12 protein-coding genes, 2 tRNA genes and 4 pseudogenes are annotated in these 18,778 nt (G+C 51.0%); 11 read left to right on the top strand and 7 right to left on the bottom strand.

The genetic code is table 11. The features are described 5' to 3' along the window. The 4 genes and pseudogenes from BL249_RS06185 to BL249_RS06170 form a co-directional block, all read right to left on the bottom strand. On the bottom strand, window positions 1–131 hold a 131-nt coding region (locus BL249_RS06185; RefSeq protein ID WP_342633895.1), incomplete at its 3' end, for an IS1 family transposase. A gap of 57 nt (window positions 132–188) precedes the next feature. Continuing rightward, window positions 189–1,037: pseudogene (cbl, locus tag BL249_RS06180) on the bottom strand (HTH-type transcriptional regulator Cbl); the annotation flags it as partial. Between the two features lie 246 nt (window positions 1,038–1,283). After that, the gene (nac, locus tag BL249_RS06175; protein ID WP_099707481.1) at window positions 1,284–2,201 is read right to left on the bottom strand and encodes a nitrogen assimilation transcriptional regulator NAC; all 918 of its coding nucleotides are present in this window, start codon (window positions 2,199–2,201) and stop codon (window positions 1,284–1,286) included. A 431-nt stretch (window positions 2,202–2,632) separates the two neighbouring features. Next, window positions 2,633–3,772 (bottom strand): annotated as a pseudogene (locus tag BL249_RS06170) (Gfo/Idh/MocA family protein). Window positions 3,773–4,080: 308 nt separating this feature from the next. On the opposite strand from BL249_RS06170, the gene BL249_RS06165 reads away from it, so the two are divergent. The 7 genes and pseudogenes from BL249_RS06165 to BL249_RS06135 all read left to right on the top strand — a co-directional run bounded on the left by BL249_RS06165 (window position 4,081) and on the right by BL249_RS06135 (window position 12,257). After that, a tRNA-Asn gene (locus tag BL249_RS06165) sits at window positions 4,081–4,156 on the top strand. Between the two features lie 161 nt (window positions 4,157–4,317). After that, a pseudogene (locus BL249_RS06160) lies at window positions 4,318–4,953 on the top strand (tyrosine-type recombinase/integrase); the annotation flags it as partial. A gap of 364 nt (window positions 4,954–5,317) precedes the next feature. Next, a complete protein-coding gene (locus BL249_RS06155; RefSeq protein WP_099707480.1) occupies window positions 5,318–6,877 on the top strand; it encodes a pyridoxal phosphate-dependent decarboxylase family protein in 1,560 nt (519 codons plus the stop codon). 10 nt (window positions 6,878–6,887) lie between these two features. Continuing rightward, the gene (locus BL249_RS06150; protein ID WP_099707479.1) at window positions 6,888–8,180 is read left to right on the top strand and encodes a lysine N(6)-hydroxylase/L-ornithine N(5)-oxygenase family protein; all 1,293 of its coding nucleotides are present in this window, start codon (window positions 6,888–6,890) and stop codon (window positions 8,178–8,180) included. 1 nt (window position 8,181) lies between these two features. Then, window positions 8,182–10,536, top strand: a complete 2,355-nt coding sequence (locus BL249_RS06145; RefSeq protein ID WP_099707478.1) for a GNAT family N-acetyltransferase — start codon at window positions 8,182–8,184, stop codon at window positions 10,534–10,536. Between the two features lie 74 nt (window positions 10,537–10,610). Beyond that, the gene (locus tag BL249_RS06140; RefSeq protein WP_099707483.1) at window positions 10,611–11,858 is read left to right on the top strand and encodes an MFS transporter; all 1,248 of its coding nucleotides are present in this window, start codon (window positions 10,611–10,613) and stop codon (window positions 11,856–11,858) included. A 9-nt stretch (window positions 11,859–11,867) separates the two neighbouring features. Continuing rightward, complete coding sequence (locus BL249_RS06135; RefSeq protein WP_099707477.1) at window positions 11,868–12,257, top strand: transposase; 390 nt, start codon at window positions 11,868–11,870, stop codon at window positions 12,255–12,257. Window positions 12,258–12,297: 40 nt separating this feature from the next. Here the strand turns inward: BL249_RS06135 and BL249_RS06130 are convergent, their stop codons facing one another. From BL249_RS06130 to BL249_RS06120, 3 genes are all read right to left on the bottom strand, one after another. Beyond that, window positions 12,298–14,415, bottom strand: coding sequence for a TonB-dependent siderophore receptor (locus BL249_RS06130; protein WP_099707476.1), 2,118 nt, complete (start codon window positions 14,413–14,415; stop codon window positions 12,298–12,300). 460 nt (window positions 14,416–14,875) lie between these two features. Then, complete coding sequence (locus BL249_RS06125) at window positions 14,876–15,493, bottom strand: pyridoxamine 5'-phosphate oxidase family protein (RefSeq protein WP_099707475.1); 618 nt, start codon at window positions 15,491–15,493, stop codon at window positions 14,876–14,878. 16 nt (window positions 15,494–15,509) lie between these two features. Beyond that, on the bottom strand, window positions 15,510–16,277 hold the full coding sequence (locus BL249_RS06120; RefSeq protein WP_158233121.1) for a YdcF family protein: 768 nt from the start codon (window positions 16,275–16,277) through the stop codon (window positions 15,510–15,512). A 213-nt stretch (window positions 16,278–16,490) separates the two neighbouring features. Between BL249_RS06120 and BL249_RS06115 the strand changes: the two genes are divergently transcribed. From BL249_RS06115 to BL249_RS06100, 4 genes and pseudogenes are all read left to right on the top strand, one after another. Next, window positions 16,491–16,566: transfer RNA gene (locus BL249_RS06115), tRNA-Asn, on the top strand. A gap of 180 nt (window positions 16,567–16,746) precedes the next feature. Continuing rightward, window positions 16,747–18,018, top strand: coding sequence for a tyrosine-type recombinase/integrase (locus tag BL249_RS06110; RefSeq protein ID WP_099707473.1), 1,272 nt, complete (start codon window positions 16,747–16,749; stop codon window positions 18,016–18,018). A gap of 179 nt (window positions 18,019–18,197) precedes the next feature. After that, window positions 18,198–18,626 (top strand): annotated as a pseudogene (locus BL249_RS06105) (site-specific DNA-methyltransferase); the annotation flags it as partial. A 21-nt stretch (window positions 18,627–18,647) separates the two neighbouring features. Next, window positions 18,648–18,778, top strand: a 131-nt coding sequence (locus BL249_RS06100) for an IS1 family transposase (protein ID WP_342633895.1), incomplete at its 3' end; no start/stop codon positions are given.

Here is an 18,778-nt window from a genome sequence, read left to right as displayed (position 1 = left end):
TAAGCGTAAGTGAGTTGAAACACGCGGTGGCAGTCACGGCAGCGAAATCTGTCATAGCCTTTAGGGTTCTGACCATGGCGGTAAACCTGAACAGACTGACAACGGGGACAATGAACGTTAACGCTGGCCATAAGAGAACCTCAAAAGCCCGCATTATACATCAGATTCAACCAATTAGAGGCATCACCGTTACGCTGTAGCTGGCCCCGACGAATACCCAGCCAGACGGTATTTGGTTCAAACAGTTCACCGGCGCTCAGCGTTACCAGCGCCTCCCCCCCTTCCGTACTATCATTACAGGCATGCTCGGCAAGGATTCCGACGCCAAGTCCCAGTTCGACATACGTTTTCACCACATCGGAATCCTGCGCGCTGAGCACGATGTCCGGCACCAGCCCCGCCTGTTGAAAAGCCCGGTCGACTCGCGAACGGCCGGTTATTCCCTGACGATAGGTAATCAGCGGATAACGGCTGAGCGCGGCAAGGGTGACAGATTGTTGCTCGAGTGGATGCCCCTGGGGAACCAGCAGCGCATGGTGCCAGCTGAACCAGGGAAAAGCACTGATACCATCATGATTTGTCAGCTGTTCGCTGGCGATACCAATATCAGCCTCACCGGCCAGTAACATGCTGGCAATCTCCTGCGGTGTCCCCTGATTCAGCTCCAGACGCACGTTAGGCCACAGGGCACGAAACGCTTTGATTATGCGCGGTAAACTATAACGGGCCTGGGTATGGGTGGTGGCAATGGTCAGGACCCCGCTGGTTTCACTGCTGAACACGTCGGCAAGCCGGCGTACCTTACTGGCTTCATCAAGTATCCGCTCGGCAATACTGAGCAGCGCTTTGCCAGGTTCTGTCATACCCAGCAGGCGTTTACCCCGGCGAATAAACAGTTCCACGCCCAGTTCGTCTTCAAGATCACGGATATGCCGGCTAACGCCGGACTGTGAGGTATACAGTGTGTTAGCAACATCGGTCAGATTAAAGTCGCAGCGTGCGGCTTCACGAATAATTTTTAATTGCTGGAAATTCACGCGCAGGCTCCCCGGAATGTCGTGTCTATCCCGATGTTAAGCAGCCTTTTATTGCACAACAAATAATAAAAAAATTATTTATATAGCCATTGGGAATATGTATTTCACGAAGCTTATTGACTGATAGCCGACGATACAGACAACGATAAGATAATGCGGGGCGATAAAAGGACAACGGTAAGGCGTCGCAACCGACAAACGCCACCTCAGCCGACGCCAGCCGGCTGAGGTGGCACAGCGAGGCGGTTAACCCACCAGCATTAGCTCACGCTCTTCCAGCGTCGGCTTACTCAGCAAAGATAACAGAATATTTTTTACCGCCTGCGCAGAAGGTGAAAGCGGCAGACGGGATGACACATTCAGTGACAACGGCAGATTCAGCGTCGGGCTGGTGATGCGCGACATCCAGGCACTGGTTGAGCTGACCAGCGCCCGTGCAGCCGATTCCGGTAACACTGTCACGCCCATGCCACTGGCCACAGCGGCAGTAAGGGTGGAGATAGATTCAATCTCACCAATAATGCGGGCGCTAAGACGGCGCAGGGAAAAGGCTTCATCTACACGTTTGCGTACCGCACTGTAGTCCCGCGGCAGGAACAGATTCATCTGAGCAACATCCGCCAGATCGACGCTTTGTCCCGGGCTGTCGCCAGCGCCAATCAGGTAAAGCTCTTCTTTCAGTAGCATGGTACTGGTGATACCCGCCGTGGGCGCTCTGTCATAGAGTACCGCCATGTCCAGCTGACCATGCATCACTTTATCATTAAGTGATGAACCACTGTTCTCATGTAAATACACCAGCACCTCAGGCAACTGCTCACGCACAGTCTGCAACAGCGGCATTGTCAGTGACGAGGCTGCTGTCCCTGGTGCCAGCCCGATAGACACCTGACCGGTCAGCGCCTGGCCTGCATTTACTACCGCCAGCTGTGCCTGTTCGCACTGACGTAAAATAGCCCGGGCATGTGCATAAAGAATTTTTCCGGCTTCAGTTGGCGTAACACCGCGTTTAGTGCGAATTAGCAGCTGCTGGTCAAGTTCACTCTCGAGCGTTGCAACCTGCTGGCTCAGCGCTGGTTGCGCGATGTGCAAAACTTCAGCGGCCTGTGTCAGACTGCCGATATCAACGATTTTAACGAAATATTTCAGCCGTCTTAAATTCATAATGCCTCCGTCACGGTTGCCCGAATGCCAGTAAAGCGTCAGGAAAAATCAGCCAGTCTGATGACTGACGCACATGTAACGGATATTGCAAGGGACGTGCCAGAATTTTCTTAGTACTAATTTCGCCGGCGTGGACAAGGTGAAGACTGAAAAAATAAGCACTTCTGATAGTCAGAGCGGGTAGTCATCAGCCAAAACTATATTGCCCCTTTTATATCCCGCTGCGCTGACGCACTCCATTGGTGCAAAAAATGCGTTGGCAATGTGCAAACCCGATGCCCTGAAGCCGGCCTGGCAGCAGCAGGCATACCTCACATCACGGTCAACGCCGCTCCCAGCGTGCCAGCACTGGCGCTGCTGTCGTGGCAGACTGGCAGATAGCCTGACGCGGTCGGTCGCTTGCCGGGCTCCCCGGCAAAACGGCGAGGGATTCAGCCTGTCATATAGTCCGCAAGGGGTATCCAGCTGCGCTCTCGCGCCGAGCGGGCGATGGCTTCCACGACCCTCTGCACATTCAGCCCTTCGGCAAAATCCGGCCAGAGTCTGTCACCGGCGGCAATACCGTTGACCAAATCACGAATTTCGACGGTTTTTTGATCGTTAAAGCCGATACCATGGCCCGCAGAAACACAAAAACTGGCATAATCCGGGTGAGCCGGACCGGTAAGAATAGTTTTAAACCCCTGACGACCCGCAGGCTCGTGGTGAAGATACAGCTGCAGTTCAGCCATCCGCTCCTGGGTGTAACGCAGCGTGCCTTTTGTGCCACTAACCACATATGTCAGCCCCATTTTGGCACCACAGGCCACACGCGACGTCTCAATGACGCCGTGTGCACCGTTGGCAAAACGCAATAGTGCACTGGTCTAGTCTTCATTCTCCACCTTCCGCTGTCGCCCGGAGTGCTGTGGGTCCGGCCGTGATGGGATTACCGTCATCAGATCACCACTGACTTGCGTAATCCCATCAACCAGGTAATGCGCCATATTAACAATATGCGCCCCCAGATCGCCCAGGGCACCGTAACCTGCCAGCGCGCGCTGACAGTGCCAGTCAAACGGAGTGTCAGGATCAGCCAGATAGTCTTCGTTATGGGTACCGTAAAAATGGACAACTTCGCCTATTTCACCGCGCGCAATGATCTCTTTTGCCAGCTGGCTGGTGGGGTTTTTTATATAGTTAAATCCCACCAGGGTTTTCACACCCGCTGCCTCAGCGGCGCTGGCCATTTCTCTGGCATCCGCGACCGTCAGTGACAACGGTTTTTCTGAATACACATGCTTACCCTGGCGAATCGCCGCCAGAGCTATCTCTTTATGCAGAAAATTGGGCGCACAAATATCAACAACATCAATATTGCTGTCGCTGACCAGTTCCCGCCAGTCACCGGTGGAACGGGAAAAGCCTAAGCAACGGGCCTGATGTGTGGCGCGTTCTGGCGTAACCTCGGCCAGCATCTCACGCAATACATTACCTTTAAGGGCAAAGACCGTGGGTGCCTGTGCATAAGCAATAGCATGACTCCGCCCGATGTAACCGCTGCCAATCATGCCGACTCTGACGCTATCCATGCTCTACTCTCGGCTAACTGAATGTCCAAATAGAATTTAAATTTCATTTTCAGGCAAAACAAACTAAAAATGAAATAAACGTGACAGCGCTACAACAATAACTGCTTATCGTCGCCGGTAAAGCGAAGCGCAGGGGCTACAGCGAGCTTTATCCCGCCTGCCTGTTTTCCGTTTTTTATCGTTAACAGGGCAGCAATGGTCAGGCGATCGCCGCCAGATGATGGCTATTTCATCAATCAGAGTGGTTTATGAAAAAGAACTTTGACAAGCCAGTTTGACGCCGTTAATATGCGCCCCGTTCCAGCAATTCCTCTGTAGTTCAGTCGGTAGAACGGCGGACTGTTAATCCGTATGTCACTGGTTCGAGTCCAGTCAGAGGAGCCAATTTCCTGCTTTCATGCATCCTTGCGAATCCTTATATTACTTTGATTCAACAGATTAGCGTGAAAACTCTTCCCGATGTATTTTGATTTTACCCTCCGCATCGGGGAAAATGGCTGGTCAAATCCGGGGTCAGGTTAGTTCGATAATTAAGTGACCCCCATATGTCCCTTAGCGACGCCAAAATCCGTAATCTCAAGCCTTCTGATAAACCCTTTAAAGTCTCTGATTCCCACGGCCTGTATCTGCTGATCAAACCGGGCGGCTCACGTCACTGGTATCTTAAGTACCGTATTAACGGTAAAGAATCCCGTATTGCACTGGGTGCCTATCCCGCCGTCTCCCTGTCTTATACCCGGCAACGGCGTAAGGGTATCCGAAAAATGCTGGCGATGAATATCAACCCGGCACAGCAGCGGGCAGTTGAACGCGCAGCCTCCACATCGGAGAAAGCATTTAAAACCGTGGCACTCGCGTGGCATAAAAGTAATAAAAAATGGTCACAGAACACCGCCTGCCGTCTGCTTGCCAGCCTGAATAATCATGTATTTCCGGTTATCAGCCACCTGTCAGTCTCAGATTTTAACCCCCGGCATGTCATTGACCTGCTGAAAAGGATTGAGCAAAAAGGCCTGCTTGAAGTTGCGTCCCGCACGCGGTAGCACCTCAGCAACATCATGCGTCATGCAGTTCATCAGGGGTTAATCGACAGCAACCCGGCGGCAAACCTTGATGGCGTGACGGCTCCTCTCGTCAGACGGCATTATCCCGCCCTGCCACTGGAGCTGCTGCCTGAATTGTCAGGGATAGGTGGTTCTGATCCATCCGCTCAGCGAACGTTCGATTTATTCAACAACGCCCGATCACACCTCACCTGTGCTGACCACCACAAAAACATTAATCACTCTTATCACACCAATATAATAATAATTTTCTTGAATGATAATGATTACCATTGGTAATATCATTAACGAGGAAAATTTGTTAAAAACCTAAAGATTAGAGATTAAATGTGAGGTTAATTGCTATAAGCAGATAGAAAAACCAACAAACTGAGATCCTCAATCTCAGAATTCATCATCATATATTAATTTTTCATAAGCATAACGCTGTCATTTATATCTGATAGCGAGGCCCTTTACGTCTTTAATAAAGGTAAAGATTATGGACTTACGTTCGCAAAACCAGCCGCTACATTCCCTGCATACCTCCAGCCATCCCCCCACGCCTTACCTTCAGGGCACTATTTTCAATGACCAGCAGTTATCCGCCTGGAATAAGCAGACACAGGATGTCCTGGCGCTGATGACACGTACCGTTAAAGCGGTAGAGAAACCCTTCAGCGGCATTTTCCCCAATGAACTGGCACAGGCGTTCACCGGGGTGGATCTTGAAAAACCATTGGGCAGCAACGAAGCCGCGCTGGCAGAACTGAGCGAACTTTATTTGCGCGATGCCGTCTGGTTTCACCACCCTAAATATATGGCGCATCTTAACTGTCCGGTGGTGCTCCCTTCTCTGCTTGCGGAACAGGTTATGGCGGCGGTAAACAGTTCGGTTGATACCTGGGATCAGAGCGCCGGTGGCACATTGATTGAACAAAAGGTGATTGACTGGACGCTCAACCGCATTGGCTTGCCCGCGGATGCGGACGGCATTTTTACCAGTGGCGGAACCCAGTCCAACCTGATGGCGATGTTACTGGCCCGTGACAGCTGGTGTGCGCTTCATCATCCTGGTCGTTTAATTAAGCAGAAGGGATTACCACCGGAGGCTGGCAGATGGCGTGTCTTCACCTCTTCGCTCAGCCATTTCAGCATTCAGAAGTCAATGGCTATTCTTGGGCTGGGCTACGATGCGGTGATTTCGGTCGATCATGATGAAAACTACCGCATGGATACCGCTCATCTGGAACGGGAAATTCAGCGCTGCCACCAGGAAGGTTTGATCCCTATTGCCGTTGTGGCGACCAGCGGCACCACCGACTTTGGCAGTATTGATCCCCTCGGGAATATTTCCGCATTGTGTAAACAGTACGGTTTGTGGATGCATGTTGACGCCGCCTATGGTTGCGGCCTGCTCGTGTCGGAAAAGCATGCTCAACTTCTTGCCGGGATTGAAACCGCTGACTCGGTTACGGTGGACTACCATAAATCCTTCTTTCAGACGGTCAGTTGCGGTGCGTTCTTTGTCCGTAATAAGCAGAATCTGAGCCACGTTACCCATCATGCGGATTACCTCAACCCACTCAGCGCGCAACAGGAAGGCACGCCAAACCTGGTCAACAAAAGCATCCAGACCACGCGCCGTTTTGATGCCCTGAAGATGTGGCTAACCCTGCGCATTATGGGGCCTGACGCGTTAGGTAAAGCCTTTGACACCCTCATCGCCCTGACACAAACGGCCCACGCGCGGTTAAGCGCACACCCGTCTATTGAGGTATTGCACGCCCCTGAACTCACCACCCAGGTTTTCCGTTACCTCCCCCGCTCCAGCGCTGACGATGAACAGGTCGATGCCATCAATGCCGCTATCCGTAAAGCACTTTTCCGGTCAGGTAATGCGGTGATTGCCGGTACGAAAGTCAATGGTCGTCAGTATTTGAAATTTACCCTTCTGAATCCGGCAACAACAGTGGAAGACATTGACGATGTCATTGCGCTAATTGTGCATTACGGTCGGGAACAACTCCGGGATCCCGCGTTGAACGTGGTTAATCAGTGAGAGCTTTGTGATGAACAACAACATTTATGACTTTATTGGTATTGGTATTGGTCCGTTTAATCTGGGATTAGCCTGTCTGAGTGAGCCCGTTGCAGACCTTAACGGGGTATTCCTCGATCAAAACACCGGCTTTGACTGGCATACCGGCATGATGCTGGAAAGTGCGCATCTGCAAACACCGTTTATGGCTGATCTGGTGACGCTGGCCGATCCAACCAGCCCTTACAGTCTTCTGAATTATATGAAGCAGAAAGGGAAGTTATATTCTTTTTACATCCGGGAAGACTTTTTCCTGATGCGCCGGGAGTATAACCAGTATTGTCAGTGGGCCTGCTCAAAACTGAGTAATCTTCACTGGAATACCCGGGTTGAATACGTCAGCTATGATGACAGCACGCAGTGCTACCGCGTGACATCGGTTGATACCGTGAGCGGAAAACAGAAAACGTGGCTGGGACGCCATCTGATATTGGGGACCGGGCCTGCCCCCTGGATACCGGCCTGCAGCCAGCCTTATCGCGATCTGTTCACCCATTCTGGCGAATACCTGCAGAATAAAGCACACCTGCAGAAGAAACGTTCCATCACCATCCTCGGAAGCGGACAAAGCGCGGCGGAAATTTATTACGATTTACTGACCGATATTGATCAGTTTGGCTATCAACTGAACTGGATCACCCGCGCGCCCCGTTTCTATCCACTTGAGTACACAAAACTGACCCTGGAAATGACCTCGCCAGAATGGATCGATTATTTCCACCATCTGTCGCCCGCCAAGCGCGATGCCCTCAATACCCAGCACAAAAATCTCTATAAAGGAATTAACAGCAGCCTTATCAATAACATTTATGACCTGATGTATGTCAAGCAACTGAATGGCGCGCTGGACGTCAATCTGTTTACCCATTCAGAGCTAACAGATATACGCCGGTTAGCAGCAGGCGGATTCGAACTGTCGTTGCATCAGCAAGAGCAGGACTATGCTTTCACGCGTTGTACGGAAGGATTAGTGATGGCAACGGGGTATCACTATCGTCCGCCGTTATTTATTGAAGGCATTGCTCAGCGTTTACGCTGGGATGTGAAAGGTCGCTACGACGTCCAACGTAATTACAGTATCGACCACCACAATCAGGTCTTTGTCCAGAATGCCGAATTACATACCCACGGCTTTGTCACGCCGGATCTGGGCATGGCCTGCTACCGCAATTCCATTATCCTCCGTGGGCTAACAGGGCGAGAAGTGTATCCCATTGAACGCCAGATCGCCTTCCAGACATTCTCTGCACAACCGGAACGTTGATATGCCACAGTCCTTTGTATTTCAAACCGCGCGCCCGGCGGGGCAGTTTACCCTCCGGCCAATGAGAGCGGAAGATGCGGCGCTGATCCACAGTTGGGTCACCCGCGACTATGCCCATTTCTGGGGCATGCAAAACAACACACCTGAACAGGTTGCGTCATTTTACCAGGCACTGACAGAGGGCAATCCGCGGGCGGCGATGATTGGCGCCTGCGACGATAAACCGGCCTTCCTGATGGAGTTTTATCGTGCCGCTGAGGATGATGTGGGCAAATTCTACCCGGTTCAGCCTGGCGATTACGGCATGCACCTGCTGATTGCACCTGCCGACAATCCAGTTAAACAGTTCAGTTGGCAGGTTTTCACGGTGGTCATGGACTATATGTTCAGCCTGCCGGAAGTGAGCCGGGTCGTGGTTGAGCCCGATGTCCGGAATATCAACATTCACCGGCTGAACAAGCGTGCCGGTTTCCGCTACCAGAACACGATTGATATGGGCCATAAAACGGCATGGCTGGCGTTTTGTCAGCCAGAAGATTATCAGAAGGCTTTACAGAAGGAGTCCCTGAATATGAATAAGACGACCCCGCTGCTTACCGGCGCGCATTTGTCAGGTGAAAACTGGACGCAGGCCAACCGTCTGCTGATCCGTAAAGCGATTGCCGAATTCTCCCATGAACGGATCACTGAACCGACTGCGCTGGGGAGAGACCTCTACCGCCTTGCGGTACCCGCAACTGAAACAGAATATCAGTTCAGGGCAAAACGTCTGGCACTGGACCACTGGGAAATTGACGCGGACTCGCTGATCAAACAGCAGAATGGTCAGCGCCTGCCGCTGGACGCGTTGCAATTTATTGTCGAATTTAATGAAGAAATAGGCATTTCTCAAGCGCTGCTCGCGACCTATATGGAAGAGATCAGCAGTACGCTGTGCAGCAGTGTATTTAAGTTGCAGAAAAATAACTCAGACAGTCAGACACTGGTTAATGCTGACTTTCAGACCATCGAATCATCAATGACCGAAGGCCACCCCTGTTTCGTTGCCAACAATGGCCGTATTGGCTTTGATGCCCGTGATTATTTAGCCTACGCCCCCGAAGTGGCCAGCCCGATTAATCTGGTCTGGGTCGCCGTTCATGTGCGTAATGCGCACTTCTCCAGCCTCAGTAATCTTGCCTATGAACAACTGCTGACTGAAGAACTTGGGCCATCCACTGTTGCTGATTTCAGGGCACATCTGAGCAACAACGGTCTGAAATCAGAAGATTATCTCTTCATGCCTGTTCATCCCTGGCAGTGGCAAAACAAACTGCTCACCGTCTTTGCCGCGGATATTGCCCGTAACGATATTGTTTATCTTGGCACAGGGGAGGATCAGTATCAGGCGCAGCAGTCTATTCGGACCTTCTTTAACCGCAGTCAGCCTGGTAAACGCTATGTTAAAACGGCCTTATCGGTACTGAATATGGGCTTTATGCGCGGACTGTCGCCTTATTATATGGCCACCACCCCCGCCATTAATGAATGGCTTGAAAAGCTGGTGGCAGGCGATGACTGGCTGCAACGCTGCCACTTCCGCATCCTGCGTGAGGTCGCGGCAATCGGTTATCATAACCGCTACTATGAGCAGGCAATTAACGGTGATTCCGCCTACAAGAAAATGTTTGCGGCGCTGTGGCGGGACAACCCGGTTGCCAATCTGAAACCCGGACAGCGACTGATGACGATGGCCTCATTCTTGCATGTTGACCATCATCAGAAACCGCTGCTTCCGGCGTTGATTGCCGATTCGGGTCTGCCAGCGGCACAGTGGGTAGAACGTTACCTGACCTGCTATCTGAGCCCGCTGTTACATTGTTTTTATCAGCATGACCTGGTCTTTATGCCCCACGGCGAAAACCTGATTATGCTGCTGGAAAATAACGTTCCCGTCAGCGCGTATATGAAAGATATTGGCGAAGAGATTGCAGTGATGAACCCAAATGCCGTGCTGCCAGAAAAAGTGCAACGGCTGGCGGTTGATGTCCCGGAAAATCTCAAGTTGTTATCGATTTTTACCGATGTTTTCGACTGTATCTTCCGCTTTATGAGCGCGATTTTGCATCAATCAGGTACGTTATCACAGGACGCGTTCTGGCAGTCAGTCGCATCCTGTGTGAAGGCATATCAGCAGGCTCATCCACAGTTGGCCAGTAAGTTTGCTCGTTATGATCTGTTTGCGCCTGAATTTACCCTTTCCTGTCTGAACCGCCTGCAACTGGCGAATAACCAGCAGATGATTAATCTGTCCGATCCTGCGGAAAATCTTAAATTCGCCGGAACCCTGGATAATCCAATACACCAGTGGCGATAAACCACGCAGACCGTCCTGGCGTGGCTCCTGCGGGGCCACGTTTTAATTTTTTCATTTTCTGGGGAATATTCGCCATGGCGTTTTTCGTACCGGTATCACACCTGACTTTCCGCTATCTGGTTTTTCCGTTTTCGCTGGTCCTGTTTGAATTCGCGACCTATCTCGCTCATGACATGATCCAGCCGGGCATGTTGCTGGTCACCGGTGAATTTAATGCCGGGCCTGAATGGGTACCCACGTCACTGACGGCTTATTTAGCCGGTGGAATCGTCCTGCAGTGGCTGCTTGGTCCACTCTCCGACCGGGTCGGACGACGTCCGGTCATGCTCGGCGGAACGGCGTTTTTCATGCTGACCTGTCTGGCAACCTACTGGGCGCAAAGTATTGAACAGTTTGTTTTATTACGCTTCCTGCAAGGGATGAGCCTGTGTTTTATTGGCGCCGTTGGTTATGCCGCGATTCAGGAAGCATTTGATGAAACTCGCAGTGTGAAGCTGATGGCCCTGATGGCCAATGTGGCCTTGCTGGCACCGCTGGCTGGGCCGTTGGCAGGGGCCGCTTTTCTCTCTTTCGGTAACTGGCGAGCGCTGTTCCTGTTGTTCAGCAGCATCACGGCTGTCGCACTGGTGGGGTTGTGGCACGCTATGCCTGAAACCGCGGGAAACAACCGCGCGCCCCTCTCACTAAAATTTCTGGGTAAGGAATACTACGGCCTGCTGAAAGATAAGCAGGTGATCAGAGGATCGCTGGCGATTGGTCTGGTGACGGTTCCCTGTCTTGCCTGGGTTGCTTTATCGCCCGTGATCCTGATCGAGGGTGGCGGCATGAGCAGAATGACGTACGCGCTACTGCAGGTGCCGGTGTTTATCGCCATGATTGCCGGTAACCTGACACTGAGCTGCCTTGCCAGTCGTCTGCCAATTGAGCAGCCGCTGAAGCTCGGCGCCTGGCCGCTCCTTACCGGTCTGGTAATGGCGACAGCGGGTTCTCTCAGTCACGCCGACGGCTACCTCTGGCTGACCGCCGGGCTAAGCCTCTATGGTTTTGGTTCGGGTATGGTGAATGCCGGGCTGTACCGCCTGACACTGTTTGCCGGAACGGCTGGAAAAGGGAGTACCGCGGCCATGCTGGGAATGGTGAGCATTCCTGTTTTTGCTATCGGAATTGAAGTCGCGAAAACCGCTTACTTTAATGGTAGCAGTATCGGGTTTAGCGTGGTGAACCTTGTATGCGGCCTGCTCTGGTTATGGCTGGTGCGGAAATTTTTGCGTGAACGTCAGCGCCGGAAGGCCATTCAGGATGGGGACTTACATCAGTTGTAGGGTCGCGCCTTGGCGCAATGGGCGGCCTCAAGGCCGCCCATTGCGTTGCGGGGTGTGCTGAGCAGCAAAACGCTGGCGGATATGTCGCGGTTCGGCAGCAGTAAAGTGCTGGTAGCATGGGCGGGGCTGAATCCGATGCCTCAGGAGTCAGGTGAGTATAAGGGCAAAAGCCGGATATCGAAGATGGGCAACAGCGCGATGCGCAAGGCACTGTATATGCCGGCCATTGTGGCAATGAAATGGAATTCGGCGGTGAAGGCGGTGAAGACAAGGCTGGAGGCCGGTCACAAGACGGGAAAAGTCGTGGTCTGTGCGGCAATGAAAAAGCGGCTACAACTGGCCAATGGCGAGTTAAAATCGGGATGTCCGTTTAACGCTGAAATCTGTCTTGCCAGATAACTGGCAAGACAGTATCTATATCGGTATCACTCAGCGCAAATCAGAAGTCATAACCGACCGTTGCCACGATAGTACGTTCCGCACCCCAATAGCAGTAGCCCGTACCATAACAGGCCGCGACGTAGTCACGATCTGTCAGGTTATTGGCATTAACCTGCACAAATGCGCCTTTAAGCTGGCTGCTCCAGGCACCCAGGTCCGCACGTACCGACGCATCAAACAGGGTTGCAGAAGGCAGACGGGTGGTGTTTTCATTATCTGCCCACTGTTTACCAATGTAACGAACCCCAGCACCGATGCTGATGCCATAATCAAACTGATACTTCGCCCAGGCCGAAGCCATTGAGTTAGGTGTCACATACGGAGTATGGCCGTCGTTTCCGTCAACGGAATCTTTATAACGCACATGGTTAAGCGTGTAGCTAGCAAGGGTGCTCAGACGAGGCGTAAGCTGATTATGAGCTTCAAGCTCAATACCCTGCGAATGCACCTTCCCTGCCGGTTCATAGTAAGAGCCGACAATGACACGGTTGCCCACATCTTTCTGCGTCAGATCATAGATCGCGACAGAGTAAAGATCGGATGTCCCCGACGGCTGGTATTTCACCCCGGCTTCGTATTGTTCAGACGTGGTAGGTTTGAGGAGATTACCATCCTGACCGGAAAGCGACTGCGGCGTGATAGCCTGACTGTAACTGACATAAGGTGAGATGCCGTTGTCAAACGCATAAAGCAACGCGGCACGCCCGCTGACATGATCGTCCTGACGACGATAGCGGGTACCATAATCATAATTGTCGGTTTGCGACACGATACGATCATAACGACCGGACAGATCCAGATGCCATTTATCCCAGATCATTTCATCCTGTAAATAAATCCCGGTCTGGTAATAACGACGCTGTGAATTATAGAAAGTGTAATCCGGGTTGACGCCTACCGCTTTGCCCGTCAACACATTGAGCTGGCTGGCATAACCGCTGGCATCGCTCAGGTCATTTTTATACTGATGATACTCCGCCCCAAGTACCACTTTATGCTCAACCGCTCCCGTTGAAAAATCGGCTTCCAACTGGTTGTCAATGGCAAAGGCATCAAGAGAAGAACGTGAGCCGGAATAATAGCGATTCAGCAGATCGGTGTTCGTGGTATCCCAACCAATCTGATAGACCTGATCGAGATCGACGTTGGAGTGTGAATAGCTGGCATTCGAACGGAACGCCCAGGTATCGTTGAAACGGTGTGAAAACTCAACACTGTATATCTGCTCACGCCGCTTGAACTGATCCAGATTGGTCTCACCATCATAGAAGCCGTTGCTCAGCTTAAAACCATTATGCTCGGTGATGCTGCCATCCCCCGGCACCGAACCATGATATCCGCCAGAAGGGTCTTTTTGCAGATAAGCACGCAGCAGCAATAACGTGTCTTCATCAGGTTGCCACAGCAGTGAAGGCGAGATCGCGTATTTTTCTTCACGAGTATGGTCGTACTGAGTATCACTGTTACGGGTAATCCCCGTCAGACGGAATGCCCACTGATCGTTGATAGCATTGGTGTAATCGAACGCCGCACCAGTGGTGCTGTTCGTTCCGGCAGACAGCCGGAAATGCCCTTCCTGCGTAAATTGCGGGCGCTTCGAAGTTTCCATTACTAACCCGCCCGGTACGGTCTGACCATATAAGGCGGAAGACGGCCCTTTAATGACATCAATCCGCTCAAGGAACCAGGGATCGACCTGCAGAATATTATAGCTGCCAGCATCACTCATCAAACGCAGGCCATCAAGAAAGATGTTATCGACATCTCCGCCGTGGAAGCCCCTGAGTGAAACGGTATCGTAACGGGTTGCTGCGCCCGCAAAATTGGTAAAGGCTCCGGCGGTATAGTTCAAGGCCTGGTTAACATCCATTGCCCCCTGATCTTCCATTTGCTGGCGGGTAACGACAGAAACCGACTGACCGGTCGTAATCAGAGGCCGATCGGTTTTAGTCGCCCCTTTACTGACTTTTGTCGTGTAACCTTCCGTCGGTGTCGTCGCTGTTTCAGCAGACTTCGCGGTCACAACCAGCGTATCTTCCGCATACGTCAGAGAGGGAGAAAAAAATGCGATGGAGCAAAGCAGGACTGAACGCTTCGGAGTAAAAGGCATTCTCATTAGACTTCCCTTGAGTGTAGTGAAACAATAGCCCTGTTTTCCGGTACGGAAATAGGGTGTAACATGCTTTAACTAAAATAAACACAAATGAGAATTATTATCTTTCTTATCTGCTTTTACAACATCTGTCTAACTAATAAAGTCATTAAGGTTATGGGGCTGGCCCTTAATGACGTTTTGACGACGCTTGCTACAAGGAACATTATTGTAATGATTACCCCATGCAGAGTTATGTAATCGATAACTTTTGGTGGTCATTCTGGTGGTCTTGATAAAAAGGATATTCAACTTTATCTTGATTATTAGCGAGTTACTGGTGCAGGGGATCCCAGCCAGAGAGCCAGATTAAAAAAACCGCCGGGGTTAAACCAGGCGGTTTTTTTATTGATAAAGCACGCCAGCAAAGCCTCACCACGCCGCCCTGATTTCAGTCCGTCAGCACAGTAACAGCCCCTGTCAGTTAATAAAGCGTATTTTTCAGCCGCTGTGGTAATAGCGCATCATAGGCTGCACCATCCACGTCACCACGGCTAAGCGCCTTAAGAATAGCCCCGGGTGACGGCAGCTGGTGACGATCAATCTGGCTTTCGGCCTGCCACAACCCAGAACGCAATGCCGCCCGGCTGCACTGAAAATAAACCGATTCAACCTGAATCCGTAACACCGAGCGTGGTAACACCCCCTCATGGCTGAACCTTGCCAGCAGCGCCGGCGCAATATCAATTTCCCCGCGGCCATTGATCCGCAACATTTCGCCCGCACCGGGGATCAGGAACAACAAAGCAAGGCGATCATCTTCAATCAGATTACGCAAACTGTCGAGACGATTGTTGCCGCGCCGGTCCGGCAACAGCAGAGTTTTCTCGTCTTCAATTTGCACAAATCCCGGCTTATCGCCGCGCGGTGACACATCCAGTCCACCGCCACCGGCGGTGGCCAGGACAACAAAAGGTGCCTTCTCAATCCACGGGCGATATAACGAATGTATATAGGTGACTTCTTTTATGAGCGATGGCGCTGCCGGCTTGCCATAAATGGCGTGCAGCGTGTCAAGATCGCGCACAATGTGTTTGTCCATGCAGCCTTCCCCTCGTTTACAATCGCGAAAGACCAAAACCGCGCTGTCGCAGCAGCTGCCAGGCCTGCTCAACCACTGACGGCACATCCACTTTGCCAATAAACCCCTGTCCACGCGGGCCATAGCCGTTTTCATCATTGCGCAGCCGCGGGATCTCTCCCATCATCAGAGCGAAAAAACGTTCAGCATCCCAGGGAGCAGCATATCCGGCCGGCCGCCAGCCGGATAAAGTCGCTTCAATCTGTACTGTCCAGCCCGGCCAGCTGATAATCTGCGGTGCAGTAGCACAATCCCGCCAGAGATGGCGAAAGGTGGCGCTGGTGCGGCGTTGCAGCAGCGGGTCCTGCATTAATACTATCTGACGGGGGAAAAACTGCCTCTCTGTCATCAGACGGCGGGTAAAGGCAGCGTTCTCACCGGTATTACGCGAACGGGATTCAATAAAAATCTGCCCGGCTGGCACGCCCCGGCTGGCAGCCATTGCCGCCATAATATCACCTTCTGATTGCCCCTCGACCTGCAGCCGGCCATAGTGCGGATGCTGCCGGACGGCCTCAACCAGAAATGCGGTTGCATGCCCTATTCCCCCGGTCAGCCATAGCGGCCTGCCGCTTGATAACGCCAGCCTGAATGCGGCTTCCAGCGTAGGAATTGCCGAATTGCCTGCCAGCACTATCACGTCAATATCGTGATGGTCACTATCATCATTTTCGCCAAGCCAGCGACAGAGTGTATTAACTGCGTCTGCCTCAGCGTTATTCAGGCTAAGAGTGGTCCAGTCCATTATCATATCCTGTCAGTAAACCTGCACTAAGCCTATCAGAAGGCATCCGGCGACGAGAAGCCCGGTTGACCAGCATGACACCGTTTTCGCCCGGCGTTGTCCGTTATCATGCTGCCAGCAGACTGAATATTTATTCAGCAAATGCAGCAAAAGGTGAAATCTGTCTTTGACAAGGTGATCCCGCGTCGTTATTATGCGCCCCGTTCCGGCGATTCCTCTGTAGTTCAGTCGGTAGAACGGCGGACTGTTAATCCGTATGTCACTGGTTCGAGTCCAGTCAGAGGAGCCAATTTAAGGGAAGCAGACGTTCACTGACGTCTGCTTTCTGCATTTCTATCAGTTGGTTACCCTCTTCTTCAAGTTCACCCTCGTTCACTAAAAACCACTCGAAGCCGTATCATTTTGATGGTAAAAATGCTAGTAATGCTGGTTCGATTTCCCTTTTACCAACAATCGAGGGGATTTTTTAATGTCACTGACTGATATTAAAGCAAAAAATGCAAAACCCCTTGAGAAGGAATACAAGCTCACTGATGGCTTTGGTATGTTCCTTCGTGTTACCCCTAAAGGTTCGAAATACTGGCAAATGGCCTATCGTTTCGAAGGGAAGCAAAAACTCTTCTCTATTGGTGTTTACCCTGCTGTTTCTCTTTCGGACGCAAGACAACGCCGTGATGAGGCCAGAAGGCTTCTTGCTCAGGGCATTGACCCTAATGCAAAGAAACAGGCCGAGGTTAAAGAACTAAAGGCCAAGCGTGATAAGACACGCACCTTCACTGTGGTGGCTAAAGCTTGGTTCTCCACGAAAACAAAATGGTCAAAAGATTATGGTGACTCCGTATGGAAGCGCCTTGAAACCTATGTCTTCCCGACTATTGGCGATAAAGATGTTGCTGAACTGGATACGGGTGACTTGCTGGTTCCGGTGAAAAAGGTTGAGGCACTTGGTTATCTTGAAGTTGCCATGCGCATTCAACAATACATTACGGCGATCCTCCGCCATGCAGTCCAGCAAAAACTGATACGCCATAACCCCGCCTATGATATGGAAGGTGCAGTTCAGAAACCACAGACTGAACACCGCCCTGCACTGGAGCTGGAAGAAATACCCCAACTACTGAAAAAAATTGCGGAATACAAAGGCCGCAGGTTAACCATACTGGCTATTCAGCTCAGTCTGATGATTTTCATTCGTTCCAGTGAACTACGTTTTGCTCGCTGGTCAGAAATTGATTTCAAAAGTAAGTTATGGGTGATACCCGAACAGCGTGAGGCGATTGAAAACGTCAAACATTCGACTCGTGGTGCCAAAATGAAGCGTAAGCACTTCGTTCCCCTTTGTAAGCAAGCCATGAAGATACTGAAAGAGATCCGACAACTGACTTATGAAGAAGGTCATGATGACGGATTAATTTTTACTGGCTGTTATGACTCATTTAAGCCCATGAGTGAAAACACCATCAACAAAGCCCTACGTAATATGGGATATAACACGAAGCAGGACATCTGTGGACACGGTTTCCGCACACTGGCCTGTAGTGCCTTAATTGAGTCTGGTTTATGGTCAGAAGACGCTGTAGAGCTTCAAATGAGCCATAAGGAAAGCAATAGTGTCCGGGCTGCTTATACCCACAAGGCCAAGCACCTTGACAAGCGCCGACTGATGCTCCAGTGGTGGGCTGACTTCCTTGATGCCAATCGAAACGATATGGTCAGGCCGTTTGAGTTTGCCCAAAGGTGAACATTATGAGTTAGAAAATTACGGCTAACTGTTTGATAACCCATCATATAGCAGCATGTAACCCTTTGTTTTAGATATGTTTGAATAGCCATCACTGGTTGATGGCTATCACTTCATACCGTAAAATGCTTACCAATTTCGGACACTGATTTCCCGTGACCTCATGACGGATACTTTTTATGAAAAAAATAACTTCTGATATGACAGAACTACAATCAATGAATATCACTGAAGATAACATCGTGAAACTTAAGTCATTGTTTCCTGAAGCATTTAATGAAGGAAGTATTGATTTTGACGTTTTAAAACAGCTTTTGGGTGAAAATGTAGACGAAAAAGAAGAGCGCTATGGCCTGAACTGGCATGGTAAACGGCAGGCTCGCCAACTTGCTCTCACCCCTTCCCGTGGAACCTTACGCCCATGTAAAGATGAAAGTGTTGATTGGGATAACACCAAAAATCTCATGATCGAAGGTGATAACCTTGAAGTGTTAAAGCTTCTTCAAAAAAGTTATGCCGGAAAAGTTAAGCTTATTTATATTGATCCGCCTTACAATACCGGTAAAGATTTTGGTGATGCCTCTAATTGGTTGAATCTGATGTATAATGCGGGCTTTTGAGGTTCTCTTATGGCCAGCGTTAACGTTCATTGTCCCCGTTGTCAGTCTGTTCAGGTTTACCGCCATGGTCAGAACCCTAAAGGCTATGACAGATTTCGCTGCCGTGACTGCCACCGCGTGTTTCAACTCACTTACGCTTA

Origin of the sequence: Erwinia sp. OLFS4, assembly GCF_002752165.1 — a bacterium.
Taxonomy (GTDB): Bacteria; Pseudomonadota; Gammaproteobacteria; order Enterobacterales; family Enterobacteriaceae; genus Izhakiella.
The sequence above is the reverse complement of the archived record's forward strand: the minus strand, read 5'-3'. Positions and strand labels throughout refer to the sequence as shown.